General features: G+C 68.5%; 19 protein-coding genes. 7 read left to right on the top strand and 12 right to left on the bottom strand.

What is annotated here, in order from left to right; genetic code table 11:
• Position 1: 1 nt before the first annotated feature.
• Complete coding sequence (gene mbtN, locus G6N53_RS13585; RefSeq protein ID WP_371870887.1) at positions 2-1,186, top strand: mycobactin biosynthesis acyl-ACP dehydrogenase MbtN; 1,185 nt, start codon at positions 2-4, stop codon at positions 1,184-1,186.
• Positions 1,187-1,238: 52 nt separating this feature from the next.
• Here mbtN and G6N53_RS13580 read toward each other — a convergent pair whose 3' ends face one another.
• Together G6N53_RS13580 and G6N53_RS13575 are read right to left on the bottom strand one after the other, a co-directional pair.
• Positions 1,239-1,871, bottom strand: coding sequence for a GNAT family N-acetyltransferase (locus tag G6N53_RS13580; RefSeq protein WP_163889080.1), 633 nt, complete (start codon positions 1,869-1,871; stop codon positions 1,239-1,241).
• Between the two features lie 54 nt (positions 1,872-1,925).
• Entirely contained in the window at positions 1,926-2,351 is a 426-nt protein-coding gene (locus tag G6N53_RS13575; RefSeq protein ID WP_163889078.1) for a hypothetical protein, read from the bottom strand.
• Between the two features lie 31 nt (positions 2,352-2,382).
• On the opposite strand from G6N53_RS13575, the gene G6N53_RS13570 reads away from it, so the two are divergent.
• Positions 2,383-2,577, top strand: a complete 195-nt coding sequence (locus G6N53_RS13570) for a hypothetical protein (RefSeq protein ID WP_163889076.1) — start codon at positions 2,383-2,385, stop codon at positions 2,575-2,577.
• A 7-nt stretch (positions 2,578-2,584) separates the two neighbouring features.
• On the opposite strand, the gene G6N53_RS13565 is transcribed toward G6N53_RS13570, so the two are convergent.
• Positions 2,585-3,538 (bottom strand): DUF808 domain-containing protein, encoded by a 954-nt coding sequence (locus G6N53_RS13565; protein ID WP_163889074.1) that lies wholly within the window; start codon positions 3,536-3,538, stop codon positions 2,585-2,587.
• A 140-nt stretch (positions 3,539-3,678) separates the two neighbouring features.
• On the opposite strand from G6N53_RS13565, the gene G6N53_RS13560 reads away from it, so the two are divergent.
• The 3 genes from G6N53_RS13560 (at position 3,679) to trhA (ending at position 7,859) form a co-directional block, all read left to right on the top strand.
• Positions 3,679-4,365, top strand: a complete 687-nt coding sequence (locus G6N53_RS13560; protein WP_163889071.1) for an HAD family hydrolase — start codon at positions 3,679-3,681, stop codon at positions 4,363-4,365.
• Positions 4,366-4,452: 87 nt separating this feature from the next.
• Positions 4,453-6,906: a cadherin-like domain-containing protein gene (locus G6N53_RS13555; RefSeq protein WP_163889069.1), complete on the top strand. Its 2,454-nt coding sequence runs from the start codon at positions 4,453-4,455 to the stop codon at positions 6,904-6,906.
• Between the two features lie 278 nt (positions 6,907-7,184).
• On the top strand, positions 7,185-7,859 hold the full coding sequence (gene trhA / locus G6N53_RS13550; protein ID WP_163895856.1) for a PAQR family membrane homeostasis protein TrhA: 675 nt from the start codon (positions 7,185-7,187) through the stop codon (positions 7,857-7,859).
• Here the strand turns inward: trhA and G6N53_RS13545 are convergent.
• The 5 genes from G6N53_RS13545 to G6N53_RS13525 form a co-directional block, all read right to left on the bottom strand.
• A complete protein-coding gene (locus G6N53_RS13545; protein ID WP_163889067.1) occupies positions 7,856-8,551 on the bottom strand; it encodes an Ntn hydrolase family protein in 696 nt (231 codons plus the stop codon). The two genes, trhA and G6N53_RS13545, sit on opposite strands and share 4 nt — an antisense overlap.
• On the bottom strand, positions 8,548-8,859 hold the full coding sequence (locus G6N53_RS13540) for an STAS domain-containing protein (protein ID WP_163889065.1): 312 nt from the start codon (positions 8,857-8,859) through the stop codon (positions 8,548-8,550). The genes G6N53_RS13545 and G6N53_RS13540 overlap by 4 nt, the downstream gene beginning before the upstream one ends.
• Positions 8,859-13,007, bottom strand: a complete 4,149-nt coding sequence (locus G6N53_RS13535; RefSeq protein ID WP_163889063.1) for a SpoIIE family protein phosphatase — start codon at positions 13,005-13,007, stop codon at positions 8,859-8,861. The genes G6N53_RS13540 and G6N53_RS13535 overlap by 1 nt, the downstream gene beginning before the upstream one ends.
• Position 13,008: 1 nt before the next feature.
• Positions 13,009-13,359, bottom strand: a complete 351-nt coding sequence (locus tag G6N53_RS13530; protein ID WP_163889061.1) for an STAS domain-containing protein — start codon at positions 13,357-13,359, stop codon at positions 13,009-13,011.
• Positions 13,360-13,443: 84 nt separating this feature from the next.
• Entirely contained in the window at positions 13,444-14,127 is a 684-nt protein-coding gene (locus G6N53_RS13525) for a PAS and ANTAR domain-containing protein (RefSeq protein WP_163889059.1), read from the bottom strand.
• A gap of 100 nt (positions 14,128-14,227) precedes the next feature.
• Between G6N53_RS13525 and G6N53_RS13520 the strand changes: the two genes are divergently transcribed.
• On the top strand, positions 14,228-15,745 hold the full coding sequence (locus tag G6N53_RS13520) for an FAD-dependent oxidoreductase (protein WP_163889057.1): 1,518 nt from the start codon (positions 14,228-14,230) through the stop codon (positions 15,743-15,745).
• Positions 15,746-15,761: 16 nt separating this feature from the next.
• Here the strand turns inward: G6N53_RS13520 and G6N53_RS13515 are convergent, their stop codons facing one another.
• The 3 genes from G6N53_RS13515 to G6N53_RS13505 are packed head-to-tail and all read right to left on the bottom strand — an operon-like array spanning position 15,762 to position 17,790.
• Positions 15,762-16,601 (bottom strand): SDR family oxidoreductase, encoded by an 840-nt coding sequence (locus G6N53_RS13515; RefSeq protein WP_163889055.1) that lies wholly within the window; start codon positions 16,599-16,601, stop codon positions 15,762-15,764.
• Between the two features lie 2 nt (positions 16,602-16,603).
• Positions 16,604-17,086 (bottom strand): SRPBCC family protein, encoded by a 483-nt coding sequence (locus tag G6N53_RS13510; RefSeq protein WP_163889053.1) that lies wholly within the window; start codon positions 17,084-17,086, stop codon positions 16,604-16,606.
• Complete coding sequence (locus tag G6N53_RS13505; protein WP_163889051.1) at positions 17,083-17,790, bottom strand: phosphodiesterase; 708 nt, start codon at positions 17,788-17,790, stop codon at positions 17,083-17,085. Before G6N53_RS13505 ends, G6N53_RS13510 begins: the two co-directional genes overlap by 4 nt.
• A gap of 156 nt (positions 17,791-17,946) precedes the next feature.
• Here G6N53_RS13505 and G6N53_RS13500 point away from each other — a divergent pair, with 156 nt between their 5' ends.
• On the top strand, positions 17,947-18,807 hold the full coding sequence (locus tag G6N53_RS13500; protein ID WP_163889049.1) for a class I SAM-dependent methyltransferase: 861 nt from the start codon (positions 17,947-17,949) through the stop codon (positions 18,805-18,807).
• A 10-nt stretch (positions 18,808-18,817) separates the two neighbouring features.
• On the opposite strand, the gene G6N53_RS13495 is transcribed toward G6N53_RS13500, so the two are convergent.
• On the bottom strand, positions 18,818-19,825 hold the full coding sequence (locus G6N53_RS13495; protein WP_163889047.1) for an Acg family FMN-binding oxidoreductase: 1,008 nt from the start codon (positions 19,823-19,825) through the stop codon (positions 18,818-18,820).
• Positions 19,826-19,881: the final 56 nt, after the last annotated feature.

Raw genomic sequence — 19,881 nt, 5'->3', positions numbered from 1 at the left:
GATCGGTGCCGGCATCGATGACTACCGCGAGCTGCTCGACGACGTCTTCGGCGAGCGGATCGTCACGTGGACTGCAGAGGCCGAGGCCTCAGAGCGCTTCCCCCGCAAGCTGATCGAGCATCTGGGCAGCAGCGGGGTGTTTCGTGGCAAGTGGGGGCCCGCCGGTGACCAACACCCCGACGTCGCCAAGCTGAACGAACTGGCCTTCCGGCTCGGCCGTCTCGGCTCCGCCGGCATCGGCGTCGGGGTGAGCCTGCACGATTCGGCGATCGCCATCCTGCGCCGGTTCGGCAGATCCGATCACCTCAGGACCATCTGCGAGAAGGCCGTCGACGGCGAGACCGTGCTCTGCATCGGGGCCTCCGAGGAGTCGGGCGGCTCGGACCTGCAGATCGTCGAGACCGAAGTCCGCACCGCCCGTGACGGTTTCGAGGTCCGTGGGATCAAGAAGTTCGTGTCGCTGTCGCCGATCGCCGACCACATCATGGTGGTCGCCCGGGGTGTGGACGGCGACCCCGCCAGCAGGCATGGAAACGTCCTGGTGATCGCGGTGCCGACGACGCAGGTGCAGGTCCAGGCGCCGTACCGCAAGGTGGGTGCCGGTCCGCTGGACACTGCGGCGGTGCACATCGACACCTGGGTTCCCGCCGACCATCTGGTGGCCAGAGCCGGCACCGGCCTTGCCGCGATCTCATGGGGCCTGGCCCACGAACGGATGTCGATCGCCGGGCAGGTCGCGTCGTCGTGCCAGCGGGTGCTCGGCGTGACCCACGCCCGGATGCTCCAGCGCCGCCAGTTCGGTGCCACGCTGTTCGAGCATCAGGCGCTGCGGATGCGGATGGCCGATCTGCAGGCGCGTGTGGATCTGCTCCGGCACGGTCTCAACGGCATTGCCGCACAGGGCCGCCTGGATCTGCGGGCCGCGGCGGCGGTCAAGGTCACCGCCGCGCGGTTGGGCGAGGAAGTGCTCTCGGAGTGCATGCACATCTTCGGCGGATCCGGCTACCTGGTCGACGAGACGCCGCTGGGTCGGTGGTGGCGCGACATGAAGCTGGCCCGGGTGGGCGGCGGCACCGACGAGGTGCTGTGGGAGTTGGTGGCCGCGGCCATGAAACCCGACTTCGACGGCTACGCCGAGACGATCGGCTCGCCCACCTCGCCCGCGAAATATCATTCCGGGCTGTGATTTTTGCCAGATCGCGACCCGGAATGATATTTCGCGACGGGCGGAGGGGCGGCTAGCGCGTGGCCGGGATGTCGTCGGGGGTGCGGGGCAGCGCGTAGAGCGCCATCCTCCGGTTGGCCATGTCGTGCTCACCGAGGAACGCGCACTTGGCGAACTCGCACACCCGGCGCGCGCTGGTGTTGCGATGGTCCGGGTCGAACATCACCCGACGACAGCGGGGTTCGATTTCGAACAGGCTGGCCACCAGCTTGGGGAACAACAGCGGCACCAGGCCGCGGTTGACCAGCTTGAGGTCGGCGACCGCCGCGTGCAGGCCCAGGTCGTGCGGGTCGGCGTGGTAGCGGGTGGCGATGGAATCCTTTGCTGCCCGATAGATCTCGATGTAGGCCACCTCCCGGCCCCGGAAGCTGCCGATGAACGGCCGCGAGTACTCGCCGTCGACCTGGGCCTGCAGGTAGCGCCGCCAGCGCTGCGGCGGCCAGGGATACTCCCAGGCTTCGACCAGGTGCGGACGATTCATCCACTCCGACACCAACTCCGCGTCGGCGACGGGATCGGCGACCCGCAACCCGTACGGTTCGTCGACCGGCGGTGTCGGCGGGCCCGGCACCATCCGCACGTCGTCGGGTATCGAGGTGAGCTCGCGCGGCAGGACAGGTCTGAGGGCCTCGTCGATGTCGGTCATTTGACCGAGCAGCCTACCGGAGAAGATTAGGGCAGGGTTACCTTCATCCCTCGGTCATCGCGTCAGCAACAGCACACCCGCGGTGACGAGTGCGGCGACCTTGACCACCTCCAGGCCCACGTACCACAAATGCGCGTGCGACCGCGGTCCCTGCTCCCCGGCCAGCACGGCATCAGAGCGCCTGCTCAGCGCCGGCCGCACGGCGATCAGTTGAACGAGCAGCGATACCCCGGCGGTCAGCGCCGCGACAACGGTGCCCGGGGCCGGGGGTTCCACCAGGAACGCGACGGCGATCGCGGCGGCCAGCACCAGTTCGCATCCGTTGAGCGCGCGAAATACCAGTCGACCGATCCCGAGACCGATCTGCAGCGTCACGTTCGGGGCACGGAACTTCAGCGGCGCTTCGAGAAACGAGATCGCCAGCACCATCCCCAGCCAGATCAGCACGGCCGCGGCGGCCACAGCGGAGGCGGGGTGCACGGACGCGATCCTACGGTGACATCGTGGAGCGGTGGACGTCGATCGGGTCGCCGAACTACAGCGCTGGGAGGATGCCGGAGCCCTCTGGCGGGTGCTCTCCCGAACCTCGGGCGCGCTGACGGTGGTGCTGCTGACCTGTGACGGCGGCGAGGAGGTGGGCCGGTTCACCACCGACGACCCGCGGTTGCTCGGATATGTGGGCGACCGCGACGGCAGCGACGAGTAGCTGCGTGTTACGCCTCGGCCTCGGCGGGGTGCTTGTCTTTGCGACCGAACGGCAGCACGTACATGACCGCCACGACCAGCAGGCCGACAACAAGCCCGATGACCGCCGATGCCGCCGTGTTGACCATCCAGGCCAGCGCACCACCGACGCCCGCGACGTCGTGGACGTATCCCTCGAGGTGGTGCACCAGTCCGTAGGGCGAGCGCCACCCGAGTTCGTCGGTCCCGACGAGCAGGATGTGCCCGCCGACCCACAGCATCGCCACCGTCCCGATCACCGACAGCGCGGCCAGCAGCTTGGGCATGCCCGCGACCAGCCCGCGGCCGATCTTCTTGGCGAAACCGGAGGACTGCTGGGTGAGCCGCAGGCCGATGTCGTCCATCTTCACGATGCCGCCGACGACGCCGTACACGACCAGCGTGATCACCACGGCGACCACGAGCAGGATGATCAGGCGCGGCACAAACGACTGGTCCGCCACCTCGTTGAGGGCGATCACCATGATCTCGGCCGACAGGATGAAGTCGGTGCGGATCGCGCCGGTGACCATGAGGCGCTCGGCCTCCGGCCCGACGGTGGCGACGGGCGCGCTGTGCGCGTCGTGGCCGCGGATCTTGCCCCAGACTTTCTCGGCGCCCTCGTAGCAGAGATACGTCGCCCCGAGCATCAGGATCGGGGTGAGCAGCCAGGGCACGAACTGGCTGAGCAGCAACGCCGCAGGCAGGATGAAGACGATCTTGTTGCGCAGCGAACCGATCGCGATGCGCTTGACGATCGGCAGCTCACGTTCGGCGGCGAGTCCGTGGACGTACTGCGGTGTCACGGCGGTGTCGTCGATGACGACTCCGGCGGCCTTCGCCGTCGCACGCCCGGCGGCAGCGCCGATGTCGTCGACCGAGGCCGCGGCCAGCCGCGCCAACACCGCCACGTCATCGAGGAGCGCGAACAAGCCTGCGCTCACGGCGTCACCGTGATCGGTTCTGCGACCATGGGATCGAAGATTACCCGCACCACGCCGGGCCGGGCGCGCGGGAGCTCCGGCGTTTCAGCCCCCCGCCGCTCGGGTATCTGCCGGGAACCCGATCAGCGTTAGGACGACTCATGCCAACCTCGCCACCGGCCGTGCTGTTCGACGTGGACGGCACCCTCGTCGATTCGAACTACCTGCACGTCTGGGCGTGGCTGCGCGCGTTCGACGCCGAAGGGCTGTCTGTCGACGCGTGGCGCATCCACCGCTGCATCGGCATGGACGGCACCACGCTGGTGCGCACGCTCTCCGGCGATGCCGGCCAGGGATTGCTCGACCGCCTCAAGAAGGGCCACAGCGATTTCTACGAAGAGAGCGCACCGCTGTTGGCTCCGCTCCCCGGCGCGAGAGACCTGCTGCGCGCAGTGGCCGACCGAGGACTTCAGGTGGTGCTGGCCACCTCGGCGCCGGAGGACGAGCTGGCCATGCTGCGAAAGGTGCTCGATTGTGACGACGTCGTCGCGGCGGTGACGTCGTCGCAGGATGTGGAGACCGCCAAACCCAAGCCCGACATCGTCCAGGTGGCGTTGGACCGCGCGTCGGTGAGCGCCGACAACGCGGTGTTCGTCGGCGACGCGGTATGGGATTGCGAAGCGGCCGCCCGGGTGAGGGTTCCGTCGATCGGTCTGCTGAGCGGCGGAACGTCGCGCGCGGAGTTGCTCGAGGCCGGCGCCTCGGCGGTTTTCGAGGATGCGGGCGACCTTTTGTGCCAGCTGGACGCAACCGGGATCGGCGCGCTGTCCGGCCGCCGCACCGGCTGAGCCCGGTCGCTCCACCAACTTTCGGCATTCCACGTACAGGCTTCTTCCGCGAGGGCTAGCGTCGATCTGCGCGTGAGGGGGCCTTCCATGGCAGTGGGAAGAGGCACGGGTCGGGCCGCCGGCCTTTCTGTTTCGCTGGGGATCGGTCTGGCGATAGTCATCGGCGGACTCAGCGAAGCCGCCGCGGAACCCACCGACTCCTCGTCGGCGTCGTCGACGAGCAGCGCGGACTCCGGGTCCGATGAGCCGACGAAACGGTCTGCCGAATCGGCCGGCACCGACGACAAGCCGTCGAATCGATCCGAGCGCGAAGGCCCTGAGGCCCGGTCGCCGAGTAGAGACAAGCGCGGATCAGACGAGGACTCGGCAGACGGGTCGCAACGCCGCAGCACCGTGGCGGTGACCGACCACGACTCGGATGAGGCTGTCACCGACACGGCCTCTCCGGAACCCGATGACGACCCCGCCCCGGTGCAGAGCCAGGCGGTGCCGGTGATGATGGCCGCCGCACGCCGCCCGTCCCTCGACGTCGCCGAAGTGACCTCCGATCCGCCGCTGGCGACATCCACCACTCTTGTGCCCGAACCTGATTCGACAGCCAATGTCGACAGTCCGCCGGTCGTCACCGCCTCGGTCGCCGACCCCGATCCGCTTTCGGGCGCCACCCGTGTCACCGTCACCGCCGACGACCCCGAACCGGATGCGCTGACGTACACCACCACCCGACCGATCCTCGGGACGGTGGCCGCGGGTGTCACTGCCGGCGAATTCACCTACACACCCACTCGTTTCGGACGGATCCTGGCCCGTTTCCTGCCGTTCGTCAGGTCCGACCGGTTCTCGGTGACCGTGACCGACAGCCAGGGTGCTGCGACGTCGGTGCGGGTGACGACGACCATCGTGCCGATCAACTCCGCACCCAGACCGGGTGCGGTCACCATCGGTTCACCCAACAGCTCCTCCGGAATCGTTACCGGCACAGCCAAAGCCACCGACCCGAACTGGGACAGAATCCACTATCTCGCCGCCACCGCGGAGACCACCCACGGCAGCGTCACGGTCCGCAGCAACGGTACCTTCACCTACACCCCGACCGCCGCCGCGCGCCACCGGGCAGCGGCCGTCGCCGCAGGCACCGCGGACAGAACCGACACGTTCACCGTGACGGTCTCCGACGAGTTCGGCGCACTCACCCACATCCCGGTCACCGTGCGCATCGCCCCCACGAACACCGCGCCCACCGGCACGGCGGACGTCGAGGGCCCCGATCCGGGCGACGGGGTCGTCACCGGCACCGTGCTCGGGTTCGACCCCGACGGCGACACACTCACCTACAGCGGGCCGACGGCCACATTGAAGGGAACCGTCGTCGTGCATGACGACGGCAGCTTCAGCTACACCCCGTCGGACACCGCGCGCTACCACGCTGCGCACCCTCAGGCGCTGTCCTACGACACCTCCGACTCGTTCCGTGTCACCGTCGACGACGGCCACGGTGGCCTCACCACGATTCCGGTCAGCGTGGTGATCAGCCCTGGTGCTGAAGCCGTTGCAGTACCTCCGCTTTCGACGTTCTGCGGATGCATCCTGATGCCGGCTGACACGATCTTCCGCGCTGATCTGCGCGACCTTCCCGCAATGCCCGAGTCCGAGACGTGGATCAGACTTCTGGGGGGTGACCGGGGAGCCACCCTGCGCGCCGCCTGGGCAGGCAATGAATGGATGGGCAGCACCGGCGGCATGCCGGTCAACGTCGTCGGCGCCGACCATCCCACAGAAGACGTGGTGTTCAACCGCGGCTATTCGACCACCGGGCCGGGCATCGATGACCGGCCCTACGCGATCCCGGACCGGCCGCTCGTCGAAGGCATGCCGTCATTCCCGGCCTGGGACCGCCACCTGCTGGTGTTCCAGGAAGGAACGTGTATCTCACAGGAGCTCTACAACGTCGCCAACGGTGTAGAACTGCCGGGCGCCGGACTCCTCGATATCCTCGGCAACGCCGCCTACGCGGCGATCTGGGGCTCCAGCTGGATCGCCGAGGCGGGCGCACAGTACGACATGAGCTCGCCGCTGTACCCGGAGATCGGCCACGCCAACGCGTCCAGGCTCCCGTACCTGCCGATGATCCTGCGTCCGGACGACCTCGAGCGCGGCTACATCGACCACATGCTCGGCATCACCATCGCCAAGGACGTCGGCGCGGGCTACGTCTGGCCGGCGCGCGCCGGCGACGGCAGCGCCGAGGACGGCATCCCGATGGGCACGGTGCTGCGGCTGCGCGGGGACGTCGACATCAGCCAGTACGCCCAATCCACCCAGGTCATCCTCCGCGCTCTGCAGGTCCACGGGGCGGTGGTGTTCGACTCCAAGGGCGCCGGCACCGACGGCGCCGGCCTGCTCGCGATGAGCAACGGCTGGGCCGACACCGACTACGTCACCGCCAAGAGCGAGCTGAACACCATCCCGATCAACCTCTTCGAGGCGGTCGACGCCGCGAGTCTGGCCCTCGACCCCGCCGCCGGCTGGCAGATCCGCTGACCTACCTCGGGGTGTTCAGCTCGTCGAGGGCGTGGCCGCAGGCGGAAGAGTTGCGGGCTGGTTTGCCGGCTTGTCTCCGTGGCGTTACCGGAAAGCCTCACCTGTGCCTCTATGCTGGTCCTCGGCATCGACAATGGAGGCGTTCTGAGTATCCGTTCATCGTTGATGGTTGGCGCGTGACATACCGGCCGGCCGATGCGACGACGCCGGTGTGGGCGCTCAGCCACGCTGACGACGCCGCCATCACCGGACCGGTGGAGACGGTCGTCGACGACGACATGCCTCAGGTCGTCGCCGACACCATCACCGATCTGCTGCACACCCCCCGTGCCCGCGGCTGGATCCACTTCTATTCGGCCGCCACCGCGATCGTGGCGGGGCTTGCACTGGTACCCGTCGCATGGATCACCGTGTCACCCAAGGCGGGCTGGGCCACCTTGATCTACGCCGTCGGCATCGTGGCGATGTTCGGTATCAGCGCGGCCTACCACCGGGTGCAGTGGCGCTCCGCGGCGGCGATGAAATGGATGATGCGGATCGACCATTCGGTGATCTTCGTGTTCATCGCGGCCAGCTACACCCCCTTCGCGGTGCTCGCGATGCCACCGCACACCGGCGCCGAAGCGCTGACGTTGGTGTGGACCGGCGCGGCCGCCGGCGTCGTGCTCAAGATGTGCTGGCCCTCCGCCCCGCGGTGGGTCGGGCTGCCGCTCTACCTGCTACTCGGCTATTCCGCGATCTGGTTCGCCGGAGTACTGGTCGACGGTGCAGGCTGGGGTGTGGTCGGGCTGCTGGTGCTGGGCGGCGTGCTGTACAACATCGGCGCCGTCTTCTACGGCCTGCGCTGGCCCAATCCGTGGCCGCGGACGTTCGGCCATCACGAACTGTTCCATGCCTTCACCGCCGCGGCGGCCCTGTGCCACTACTTCGCGGCCTGGGGCCTGATCGTCTAGTCGAAGAGTTGATCGAGCGCTCGGTGTTCGAGTTCGACCCATCGGCCGACCTGTCGCCGCACGTCCTCGACTTCGGTCGGGCTGAGATGGTCGGCTCCGTCGGGGGTGATCCGGCAGATGTCCATCGGCCCGCCCACGCTGGGTGAGGACGCGTCGAGCGCGTCGAGCACCCGCAACGCGGCGACCACCCCGTAGTTGATGTCCCGCTCGCGCATCTGGAAGTGCGCGAGCAACGCGTGTGCCTGCTGAGCCATCGGGGCGCCACTGCCGACAGCCTGAAATCCGGTCTCCTCGTGGTGACCGATCAGGCCGTTCGGGTCGAGGTCGATGATGAACGGAACGTCCCCGGAATAGCCGGCGGCGAGCAGATAGGTGGCCGGGGTGCCCGCGGTTTCCTGCCCCGGCACCGCGGAGATGAAGTTCTCGTAGTGGTACTTGAACACAGGTACCGCCCTGGCCTGAAGGGCGTGCCCGATGTTCTTGGCCTCGATGACGGCGTCGGCTTCGTCGTTGAAGATCTGTTCGATGTCGTAGAGCACCGCCCGCGACCCGCTGCCGCCCCACGCCGCGTGCTCGCCCAGGGAGTGCAGCTTCTGCGCGGGATAGGAAAGGCCCCTGCCCGGATCGGTGATCTGCGAATCCGACGCCATCACGATCCCGTTGGCGCAGCGGACGGCCAGGACGACGGTCACGACGACGACGCCGGCTTCACGGTCGCCACCTCGGTGAGCCCGCTGATGGTCAGGACCGGCAGCAGGATCGGGTTGACGACGATGTAGATGCCGTCGGCGTGGTCGAACAGCACCCCGATGGCGCCGCTGTCCAGGTAGTCGACACCGCTGAGATCGATACCGAGCTGACGCTGCGGCCCGGCCCTGCGGGCCTCGGCCACGGCTGCGGAGAACTCCGCGACATTGCTCAGGTCGACTTCACCGATTGCTCTGACCACCAGTGAGCCGTCGTCACTGCTGTCGGTGGACAGGCTCAGCGGTGTGACCATCAAACAATCCTCGCGTGCATGTGAACGGTGGTGCCGCCGACATCCGGTTCGATCGTGACATCATGCATCAACCCCTTCATCAGGGCGATGCCCCGGCCGCGGTGCACAGCGGCCACGGGGGTTTTCCACGAGCCGCTGTCGATCACGGTGACGTGCAACCGGTCCGCCACCGCGGTCGCGCGCAGGGTCACCGTGCCCCGGTCGAGGTGACGGTGGCCGTGCTCGATGGCATTGGCCAGCGCCTCGCCCGTGGCGATCAGCACGTCGAGCGTCTGCTCGGCGTTGACGCCTGCCCGGGTGAGCCATCCGCGCAGCGCGGCACGGCTGCCCGCCAGTTCACCGACGTCGGCGGCGAGGTCCAGTTCCAGCGGTGCCGGCTGGCGGTACAGCAGCAGGGCCACGTCGTCCTGGTATCCACCACCGGGCGCCAAGCGCGCCATGACCAGTTTCGCCAGGTCATCGACAGTGGCGGCATCCGCGTGTTCCATCACCTCGGCTGCCCTCGCGATGCCGTCATCGATCCCCTCGCGCCGTCGCTCGACCAGGCCGTCGGTGTAGAGCAGCAACGTGGCCCGCGGAGGCATCGTCATCTGGGCATCCGGCCGGTCCCGGTCGGCCAGTCCCAGCGGGGTGGCGGCGGCGCCGTCGAGCAGCACGGGGCCGTGGTCGGGCCCGACCAGGATCGGCGGCGGATGGCCGGCGCTGGAATAGACCAACTCCCCCGTGTCGGGGCGGAGCACCGCGCAGAAGGCCGTGGTGCACCGCGCTCCGGGCAACCGCCTCGCGAACCGGTCCACGGCCGACAGCGTCGCCGCCGGGCTCGGGTTCTCCAGCAGAAGCGCGCGGAAGGCGCTGCGGAGTTGGCCCATCACCGTCGCGGCTGTCAGGCCGTGGCCCACGCAGTCGCCGACGATCAGGCCGATCCGGCCGTCGTCCAGGTCCACCACGTCGTACCAGTCGCCGCCGACCTGGAGCGGGCGCGTCGCGGGCTGGTAGCGCACCGCGAACCCGGCGGGCACCGCGGGCCCGAGGATCGCGTGCTGCAGGGCCAGGGCCGTCTCCCGCTGCTGATCGACCTGATGCACCCGCTGCAGGCCCTGGCCGAGGCGCCCGGCGAGCACGGTGAGCAGAGTGTGGTCCTCGGTGGTGAAGGGCCGTGGCTCTCTGAGCTCCAGATACATGACCAGCACCCCGTGGGGGTGCTGCAGCGCGATACCCATCGCACCCGGGACCCTGCTTTCGGGCACCAGCAGCTCACCGGCGCACAACGCGGTGATCGCCTGTCGGGTGCCTCGGGGCAACGCTTCCCAGCCGGCCGACTCTGCGCCGGCGCAGCCGAGCTGGGGGACGGGGGTGCCGGGGAGGGCGTGGGTGGGAAACACGGCGACGTGCACCCTCTCGGCGTCCCACACGCCGAGCAATGCCTCGGCCGCCCCCGACACCGCGTCGTCGACGGTGGCGGCTTGAACGAGCCGCTCGTTGAGTGCGGCCAGCGCTGTCTCGCGCTGCACGGCGTACCTCTCGGCGGTGACGTCGCGCATGGTCCCGACCATGACGCGGCGGCCGGTGTCGGGGTCGGTGGCGTGGCTGAAGTTCGCGCTGACCCAGCGGCGATGACCGTCACGGTGGGTGACGGGGATCTCCGGCAGATTTCCGTTCGGTTGCTCGAGCAGCCGGTCCAGCGCTTCCACTGCCTGCCGATGGGCCGCGGAATCGCTGTCGAGCGAAGGCCACCACGGAAAGGGCGGTTCGTAGGGCAGTCCGTCGGAGCCGAAGCCGAGTATCTCGGTGAACGCCGCGTTGATCTCGATGACGGCGCCGTGCTCGTCGCAGACGAAGAATCCCTCCTGCAGCGAATCGACCAGCGCGGCCCGCCACCGCGATTGGTGATTGCGCAGCCGCGCGAGTTCGACGTTGGCGCGCACCCGGGCGAGCAGTTCCGCCGCGGCGAACGGCTTGACGAGGTAGTCGTCTGCGCCGGCCTGCAGACCGCCGATGGAGGCCTCCTGCCCGGCCCGTGCGGACAGCAACAGCACCGGCACGGCGGAGGCGCGACTGTCGGCGCGCAGGGCGGCGACCAACTCCAAGCCGTCCAGCCGCGGCATCATCACATCGCTGATCACGATGTCGGGCGGACTGACCCGGATCGCATCCAACGCCTGCCTACCGTCGCCGACGGCTTCGACGGCGTATCCGTCTCCGCGGAGCAGCCGAGCCAGATAGTCGCGCATGTCGGTGTTGTCGTCGGCGATCAGCACCCGCACCGGAGGCTCGTCGGCGCCGGCTGCCTGCGGTGTCGTCGCCGGGGCCGCATCCTCGGCCGGGGCCCCGCCGTCGGGGGCGCCGGGCATCCACCGCAGCGCCTCCTGCAGATATGTCTCGGCGGTGGTGTCGGCCGTGCGCACCGGCCGGGTCGAGACGACCGCATCCGGGGGCAGGTGCGCGGCGCCGAACGGCAGCCGGACGGTGAACGTGGTGCCCACCCCTTCGGCGCTGTCGGCCTCGATGGTGCCGCCGTGCAGGGCCACCAGTTCCTCGACCAGCGCCAGCCCGATACCACTTCCCTCGTTGGACCGGGCACGTACGTTCTCGATGCGGTGGAACCGCTCGAAGAGCCGGGGTATCTCCGCGGCGGGCACGCCGATCCCGGTGTCGGCGAAGGTGATCACCGCCTGGTCCTCCTCGCGCCGCACACCGACCGAGATGGCGCCCTCGAAGGTGAACTTCAGCGCGTTGGACAGGAGGTTGAACACCACCTTTTCCCACATGTCGCGGTCCAGGTACACCGGCTCGTCCAGCGCCGGGCAGTCCACCGCCAGCGTCAGCCCGGCCCGGTCCACGGCGGAGCGGAACACGCCGGCAAGCTCGGCGGTGGTGGTGGCGACGTCGACGGGCTCGTAACGCGCCTGGGTGCGCCCGGCTTCGATGCGGGAGAACTCGAGCAGCGTGTTGACGAGCTTGGTGAGACGAAGTCCATTGCGCCACACCACATCCAGTTCCTGGCGGGTGCGGTCGCTGACATCCTCGGCCTGTCGCAGTTCGGCGACCGGGTCGAGGATCAGCGTCAGCGGAGTGCGGAACTCGTGGCTGATGTTGGAGAAGAACGCCGTCTTGGCCCGGTCCAGCTCGGCGAGCTCGTCGGCCCGGCGCTGTTGGACCCGGTAACTGCGAGCCAGACCGAGCCCGGCCGCGATGTGACCGGCGACGAGGGTGACGAAGCCACGGTAGGCATCGTCGACGGGGCGGTACCGGTTCAGCGCGGCCACCAGGAAACCGCTGGGCGAGCCGCCCTGCTGCAGCAGCGGCACCACCAGAGCCTGCATCGGCGCATCGGGCCAGTCCCCCGTCGGCACCTCGCCGTACTTCGCCGTGTCGAGGTCCACCAGCACGGATTCCCCGCGCGCGGCGGCCTGCATCGGCCACACCGCCTCACCGGCCGAGGGTTGGATCAACGGCGCGGCGGGATGCCCGTGGGCGATCCCGGTGGCACCGGCCAGGACCCCGGCACCGTCCTCGTCGAACAGGTAGGTCAGCGTGAACGGCAGGTCGCGCTGGTTCTGGCTCAGCTGGCGATCGGCGAAGCTGAGGATCTCGCTCTCGTTGCGCACCACGCTCGGGTCGGATCCCAGATCCCGCAGCGTGGCCATCCGCCGTTCCCCGATCACCCGCTGGGTGTCCTCGCTGACCACGCAGAGCATGCCGACGACCTGTTCGTGGTCGTCGCGCAGCGGGCTGTAGGAGAAGGTGTGATAGGTCTCCTCGGGATATCCGGAGCGTTGCAGGAACAGCAGCAGGGAAGTGTCCCAGGTGGCCTCTCCGGTGGAGAGCACCTGATCGATCCGCGGCCCGATGTCCTTCCAGATCTCCGCCCACACCTCACGGGCGGGACGGCCGAGCGCCCACGGGTACTTCTGGCCCAAGGTGTCGCGGCGATAGGCGTCGTTGCAGAAGAACGTCAGGTCCGGGCCCCATGCCATCCACATCGGAAACCTGGAGGAGAGCAGAATGCTCACGGCCGTCTGCAGACTCTGCGGCCAGCTCTCGGTCGGACCGAGCGCAGTGGCGGCCCAGTCGACCCGCGCATGGTCGCGACCGACGTCGCCGCCGGCTGCGAACAGCGCAGACGAGGAGCCGCTGTCTGCATCCACCTCAGCCACCGCCGATCGCGTCGTCGACCGAGGGGTAGGGCCGTAGCACCGAGTCGAGTTTGGTGATCTGCAGGGGCCGGACCACCATGGGGTTGACGGCGGCCACGCGCACCGTCACCCCGCAGGCCACACCGCGTTCATGGCACGCCAGCACCGCGTTCAGGCCGGCGCTGCCGAAATAGGTCAGGCCCTCGAGTTCGATCACCAGCTTGCCGGCCGGATGAGCTGCGGCGACATCCAGGGCCGCGCGCAACGAGGACTGGAATGCATCAACGGTCATCGAATCGATGTGGCCACCGGCAGACACCACCACCGCCGCATCAGAAACCTCCTGCCGTACGTCCAGTCCCACGTGCGCATCCTCTTGTCACCGTCACTCGCGGCGGGTTACCCGATCAGGGTCCCGCACACACTCGCGCTTTCCCCAGCGGCCGCGTCATCCACCGCCGCGGCCGGGAATCCGCTCGTGGGCCGTGAGCAGCAGATGGTCGAACTGCTCGCGGAGAGCCTGCGGGTCGAAGCTGAGCGTCCCGAGCTCGGCGACGATCTGTGTCGCCAGCAGGCGCAGCTTGGTGTTCGAATGCTGCGACCGCCACTGCAGGAGCTCGAACGCCTCGTCGGCGTCGATGCGGTAGACCAGCATGAGCGCCCCCTTGGCCTGCTCGATGGCCGCCCGCGCGTCGAAGATGTCCGACAGCGTGTCGGTGAGCGCCTCCTGGCGGACCTGCTCGAAGTTCAGTGTCAGGTCGACGTAGTACCCCTCGGTGCCGACGACCGCTCCGCTGCCGTCGACCATCCGGTCGCCGAGCACGATGACGTTGTGTTCGGCGCCGCCGGTGTCGATGAAGCGATGCCGGCTGGAGAACGATCCGTCGAAGTGCAGGGCATGGTCCAGCAGGTCCTGGACGGGGCGCCGGTCGTCGGGGTGTTTGTGTGACAGCAGCAGCTCGGTGGTCGGGGTGACGGTCCCCGGTTCGTAGCCGTGCATGCGCGCCACTTCCTCCGACCACTCCCACCGCTGCCCCAGGAACCAGAAGCGGAAGCCGCCGACCCGCAGTCGCTGGAGCCCGTCACCGGAAGCGTCCCGATCGGCGTCTGACGTGCTCTCACGGTCCGACACCCGCTCATTTTGACATCGTGCTGGTCACCGCACATGTTTTCGCGAACCCAATCGACGGGGGAACGGTTTGGCGGTGTCGCTGCGGGGTAGTCGCGCCGATATGACTTCTCTGTGGCTGACGGGCCGTGCGGATTCGGCGGCTCGACCCGATGTTCCTCAACGCGCCGACGTGGTGGTGGTCGGCGCCGGCATCACCGGTCTGACCACCGCCGCCCTGCTGGCCAGAGCCGGCAAGCACGTCGTGGTCCTGGAGGCCCGCTACATCGGGGCGGGCACGACCGGGAACACCACGGGCAAGGTGAGCCTGTTGCAGGGCACGAAGTTGTCCCGGATCGCGGCCAAGCATGGTGACGACGTGCTGCGCGCCTACGCCACCGGGAACATGGAGGGCCAGGACTGGCTGCTGAGGTACTGCGACGAGCACGGTCTGAACGTCCAGCGCGAGGATGCGTTCAGCTACGCGCAATCGCCCGAGGGGGTCGGCACCGCAGAAGACGAGCTTGCCGCCGGACGCGCGGCAGGCCTGGACGTCAGCTGGTGCGCTGATGCCGACGTGCCGTTCCCGTACCACGGTGGTGTCCGACTTCCGGATCAGGCACAGATCGACCCGGTTCCGCTGCTGCAGAGCCTCGCGGCCGAGCTCGAAAGCCACGGCGGCACGGTGATCTCCGGCGCCCGGGTGCACTCGGTGTCGGGCCGCGGCCCGGTACGCGTCGACGTGCGGTTGTCGACCGACGACCCGCGCGCTCCCCGGCCGGTCCAGATCACCGCGCCGCGGTGCGTCCTCGCCACCGGCATCCCGATCCTGGACCGGGGCGGGTTCTTCGCGCGGCTGAAACCGGAACGTTCCTACTGTCTGGCGTTCGACGTCCCCGGCGATGTCACCAGATCGATGTACCTGTCGGTTGATTCTCCTACCCGCTCGCTGCGCTACGCGCCGAGCGCCGACGGGGACAAACTCGTCGTCGGCGGTGCCGGACATACCGTCGGCCGCGCCAGCTCACCGTCCCGCAGCCTCGCGGAGCTGACTCACTGGACCCGACTTCACTATCCCGGCGCCGTGCAGACCCACTTCTGGTCGGCGCAGGACTACACGCCGGTCGATGAGCTGCCCTACGTCGGACCGATTCTGCCGGGCAGCGAAAGCATCTATGTGGCAACCGGGTTCGACAAGTGGGGGATGACCAACGGCGTTGCCGCGGCACTGGCGCTGACCAGCCGGATACTGGGTGGCCGAATGGATTGGTCCGCTGCCTTCGCCAGCTGGCGAACAGCCGAACTGGCGGGGGTACCGACGGCGCTGCAGGCCAATCTGGAGGTCGGCTTCAACCTGGCGAAAGGCTGGGTGAGCCCGTGGCTGAGCCGTTCAGAGGTGCCGCACGACGGTGGCGTGGTCAGTGGACCACCTTGGCGGATGCACGCCGACAGCATCGTCGACGGAGTCGCACACACGACTTCCCCGGTGTGCCCACATCTCGGTGGCGTGGTGCGATGGAACGATGCCGACCAGGCCTGGGAGTGCCCGTTGCACGGCTCGCGCTTCGCACCCGACGGCGAACTGCTCGAAGGCCCGGCCACCCGGGGTCTCACACCGTCAGCCCAGAAGGTGAGCGGCTGAACCGGGCGGTCGCCCGTCAGAGAACGGGCCGACCGCCGGTCACCGCCACCCTGGCGCCGGAGATGTAGCTGCCCTCGTCAGAGGCGAGAAGCACGTAGACCGGGGCGAGTTCGACTGGTTGGCCCGCCCGGCCCAGCGGGGTGTCGTCCCCGAAGTTGGCGACTTTCTTCTCGGGCAGGGTGGCCGGGATCAGCGGTGTCCAGATCGGCCCAGGCGCCACGCTGTTCACGCGGATCCCCTTCTCCCCCAGCATCTGAGCCAGGCTCGCGGAGAAGTTGGCGATCGCGGCCTTGGTGGCGGCGTAGGGCGCGAGGGTGGGCGACGGGGTATCGGAGTTCACCGAGGAACTGCCGATCACCGATGCTCCGGCCGGCATGTGCGGCAGCGCCGCCTTGAGCAGGTAGAAGTAGGAACCGACATTGAGCCGGAACGTGTGGTCCCATTCCTCGTCGCTGATCTCGTCGAGGCTGTCGTGGGACATCTGGAACGCGGCGTTGCTGACCAATATGTCGATCCCGCCGAATTCGGTGGCCGCACGGTCGATCACCGCGCGGCAGTGGGCCGGATCAGCCAGGTCACCGCGCATGAGCACACACTTACGCCCGGCATCCTGCACAAAGCGCTCGACCTCGGCGGCGTCGTCGTCCTCGTTGAGGTACGCGATCAACACGTCGGCGCCCTCTCGGGCGTACGCGATGGCCACCGCGCGTCCGATGCCGCTGTCGCCACCCGTGATCACCGCCCGTTTGCCCTCGAGGCGACCTGTGCCGCGGTAGCTGGATTCACCGCAGTCCGGTACCGGGTTCATTGCCGACTGCAGTCCGGGGACTTCTTGCTGTTGTGGTGGGAAACCCATCGTCAACCTTTCTCTTCGGCGGCCTCGAGGTCGCGGCGTTCCGCGAGGGACGCCAACCTCCAGGTACATTCGCGATTTCTGGGCCATGCCGCCGCGAGCCCGACCGAGTCGGGCAGCCATCTCAGCGGCACGTTGGCAGGGACCTCTGCCATCTCGATACGGCATCCGGTGGGGGTCGGGGCGAGCCGCATGGTGATCCGTGCCGCACCGAACGGCCTGGTCTTGGCCAGGAGCACGAGTTCTTCGAGCGGCGTGCACTTCTCGACGGTGGTGGTGTCGTTGATGACCAACGGCCACAACCCGATCGAGTGATGGATCTGGCTCCCCGGTGCCGGCCAGTCACGGTCCACCGCCCGCATCCGGCTGTTGCCCACCACCCACTGGGAGTAGGTCCACCCGTCGGCGAGCAGGTCCCAGACCCGTTGCACCGACGCCGTCGTCTCCCGGGTCACCGTCAGCGAGTTGTGCGCTTCGGAAGTGGTCATCGCCCCACCGTTTCCGCGTCGCGTCCCTCGCGGCTGCTCCGGTAGGCCAGCCGACGCAGCCGCAGCAGCCATTCCGGCCACAACTGCACACCCGGGGCGCTGTTGCGCACCGGGTCGAACGCCACGTCGTCGTCGGGGTGTTCGGCTGCCCGCACGATGTCGGTGAGTGTCAGCCGCGCCAACGGCTCGAACGGCGCAGAGCCGCCGGCCTGTTCGATGTCGAACTGCAGTCCGCCGCGCCCGATACCGTCGACGACGGTGTCCAGGGACAGCCCCGGCACGTTCTCCGGCATGGTGAGGCGGGCACGGACCCACCACAGTCGGTCCCGGTAGCTCAGCGGCATCAGGCTGGAGTACAGCGCGTCCGACCAGGACGTGACCGGCCGCAGCAGCAGCCGGTTGGGCAGCATCGACGCACTGCCCACCCCTGCGGTGACCAGCAGCACGTCCCACGGACAGGCCCCGGGGGCCGTGGGCGGCATCCGCCACGCCAACCCGGCTGCGTCGGGCAGACTCCCGGGGATCCCGACGGCTTTGGAGACCCTGCCGACGACAGGCCCGGACTCCACGGGCAACCCCTCGCCGGGTGCGGCCACTCGCTCGATGGCGCCGTTGGCCAGCACCCCCGCGGGGTGGAACAACCGGCGATGACGGATTGCCGCACCCAGTTCGAACGGTGCACCCACGATTTCGGAAGCTTTCATGCGCGACGTATACCGCTGGGCATGAAGATCAAACCGATCAGTCGCAAAATCGGCTGTTTGGGCTGGTGATACCGCATTTGTCGCTATGATTCGCAGGTGCCGCCCAGCGTGCGGAGCACGGCCTGGTGATCCGCTGGCGACCGAAGGAGAAGGTCGATGAGCACATCCGACGCCGCACCGGTCTCACAGCCCGAACACGACGCCGATCGGGCGCTCAAGGCCAAACACCGGGCGCTGTGGGCGTCGGGCGACTACCCGGCGGTGGCCGCGGACCTGATTCCGGAGCTGGGTCCCCGCCTGGTTCAGGCATGCGGCGTCCGGCCCGGACAGCGGGTGCTGGATGTGGCAGCGGGTGCGGGCAATGCCGCCATCCCCGCCGCCGTAGCCGGGGCCACCGTGACTGCCAGTGACCTGACGCCGGAACTGTTCGAGGCGGGCCGCAGCATCGCCGCGCGGCGCGGAGTGGAGCTGGAATGGATCGAGGCCGATGTCGAAGCCCTGCCGTTCGACGACAGTGTTTTCGACGTCGTTCTTTCGAGTGTCGGGGCCATGTTCGCACCCCACCACCAGGCCACTGCCGACGAGATCGTGCGGGTGGTCCGCCCGGGCGGAACCATCGGGATGATCAACTGGACGCCCGAAGGATTCATCGGTCAGCTGTTCGCCACGATGAAGCCCTATGCTCCCCCTCCGCCGCCGGGAGCATCACCGGCGCCGATGTGGGGCGACGAGAACCATGTGCGAGAGCTGTTCGGCCACAGGGTGAGCGACCTGACCGTCCGCCGCGAAACCGTGCTGATGGATCATTGCGCAAGCGCACTGCAGTTCCGGGAGTACTGGAAGGCCAACTACGGGCCCACCATCGCCACGTACCGGTTCAACGAGGCCGACGCGGAGCGGACCGCGACTCTGGACCGCGACTTCCTGACCCTGCTGGAGACCTGGAACGAGGCATCGGAGCCGGACCGCACGGCATACTCCGCCGAGTACCTCCTGGTGACCGCCACCAAGAACTGAAGGTGGCGCGCTATTCGTCCTCGGGGCCGTCGAACGGTGAGCCGTCGAGCCGGGTCACTCTCTCGCTGATCGGCCGCCGAGGCGTCGCCGGCAGTGGGTCGGCGTCGACCGGGGCCCATCCCACGCGCATCAGCATCTGCGGGTGGTACCGGTCGTCGAAGATCTCCGATCGCACCATCGTGCGGGTTTCGGCCACCTCAAGCACCTCCGACACCGGGCAGGTCGCCAGTCCCCTGGCCGTCGCGGTGAGCAGTGCCGAGCTGGTCGCCTCCCCGGCCCGCAACCTGCTCAGGTCATCGTCGGCCGAGGTGCCGAGGGCCAGCAGCACGCCGTTGTCATAGGCAGGCGGTGCATACCGTGGCTGGCTCAACGCGGTCCCGGCGAAAACGCGGGAGGGCACCGCCGCCACCGGATCGGATTCAGGCGTGTTGCGCGCAGGCACCCCCACGTCCGCAGCATGTCGACCACTCCACGTCGTGAGCTCTTTGGCATATCCGGAATCGATTGCGTGCTGCCACATCGCTTGGGTCAGGATCGCTTTGAAATCGGTGGTGGTCTCGACGCGGCGCAGCGACACGCCCATCCGGGCCACCCGGGCACCCATCCAGGCGATATCGCCGAGGGCTACCGGTTGCGAGCTGAAGTTGCGTCGATCCGTGCGCCTCTTGGTGATCGCGGCGGCGAGCGCGATATCGGTCTCGTCCGCCGTGTGGCGACGCAGGCTGATCGCGGCCAGGTGATCCGGCTCATCGGGATTCGGCAAGCGGTGAATGGTGGCGTACCAGCCCAACGCCGCCAACGCGATGGTGCCGTGATGAAGCGCGGCGCCGCAGCTGACGAGCAGATCGCGCCGGTCGGGATCGGTGTGCTCCAAGTGCAGAGACCGATCGGCGTAGAGGTGCAGACTTTGCGGCCCCACCCGCCAAAGCCACGGCTGGGAATTGTGCACCGACGGTGCGCGGGTTGCCAACGTCAACGCCGCGCGGATGGTGTCGGCATCGGGAAACTGTGCGGCCATGTATGTGGTTTCCTCTCTGGCATTTACACCTCCGAGTTTGCTCTGGGTGAGGGCTG

Origin of the sequence: Mycolicibacterium hippocampi (assembly GCF_010723735.1) — a bacterium.
Taxonomy (GTDB): domain Bacteria; phylum Actinomycetota; class Actinomycetes; order Mycobacteriales; family Mycobacteriaceae; genus Mycobacterium; species Mycobacterium hippocampi.
This window is presented reverse-complemented; position numbering and strand designations above follow the sequence as displayed.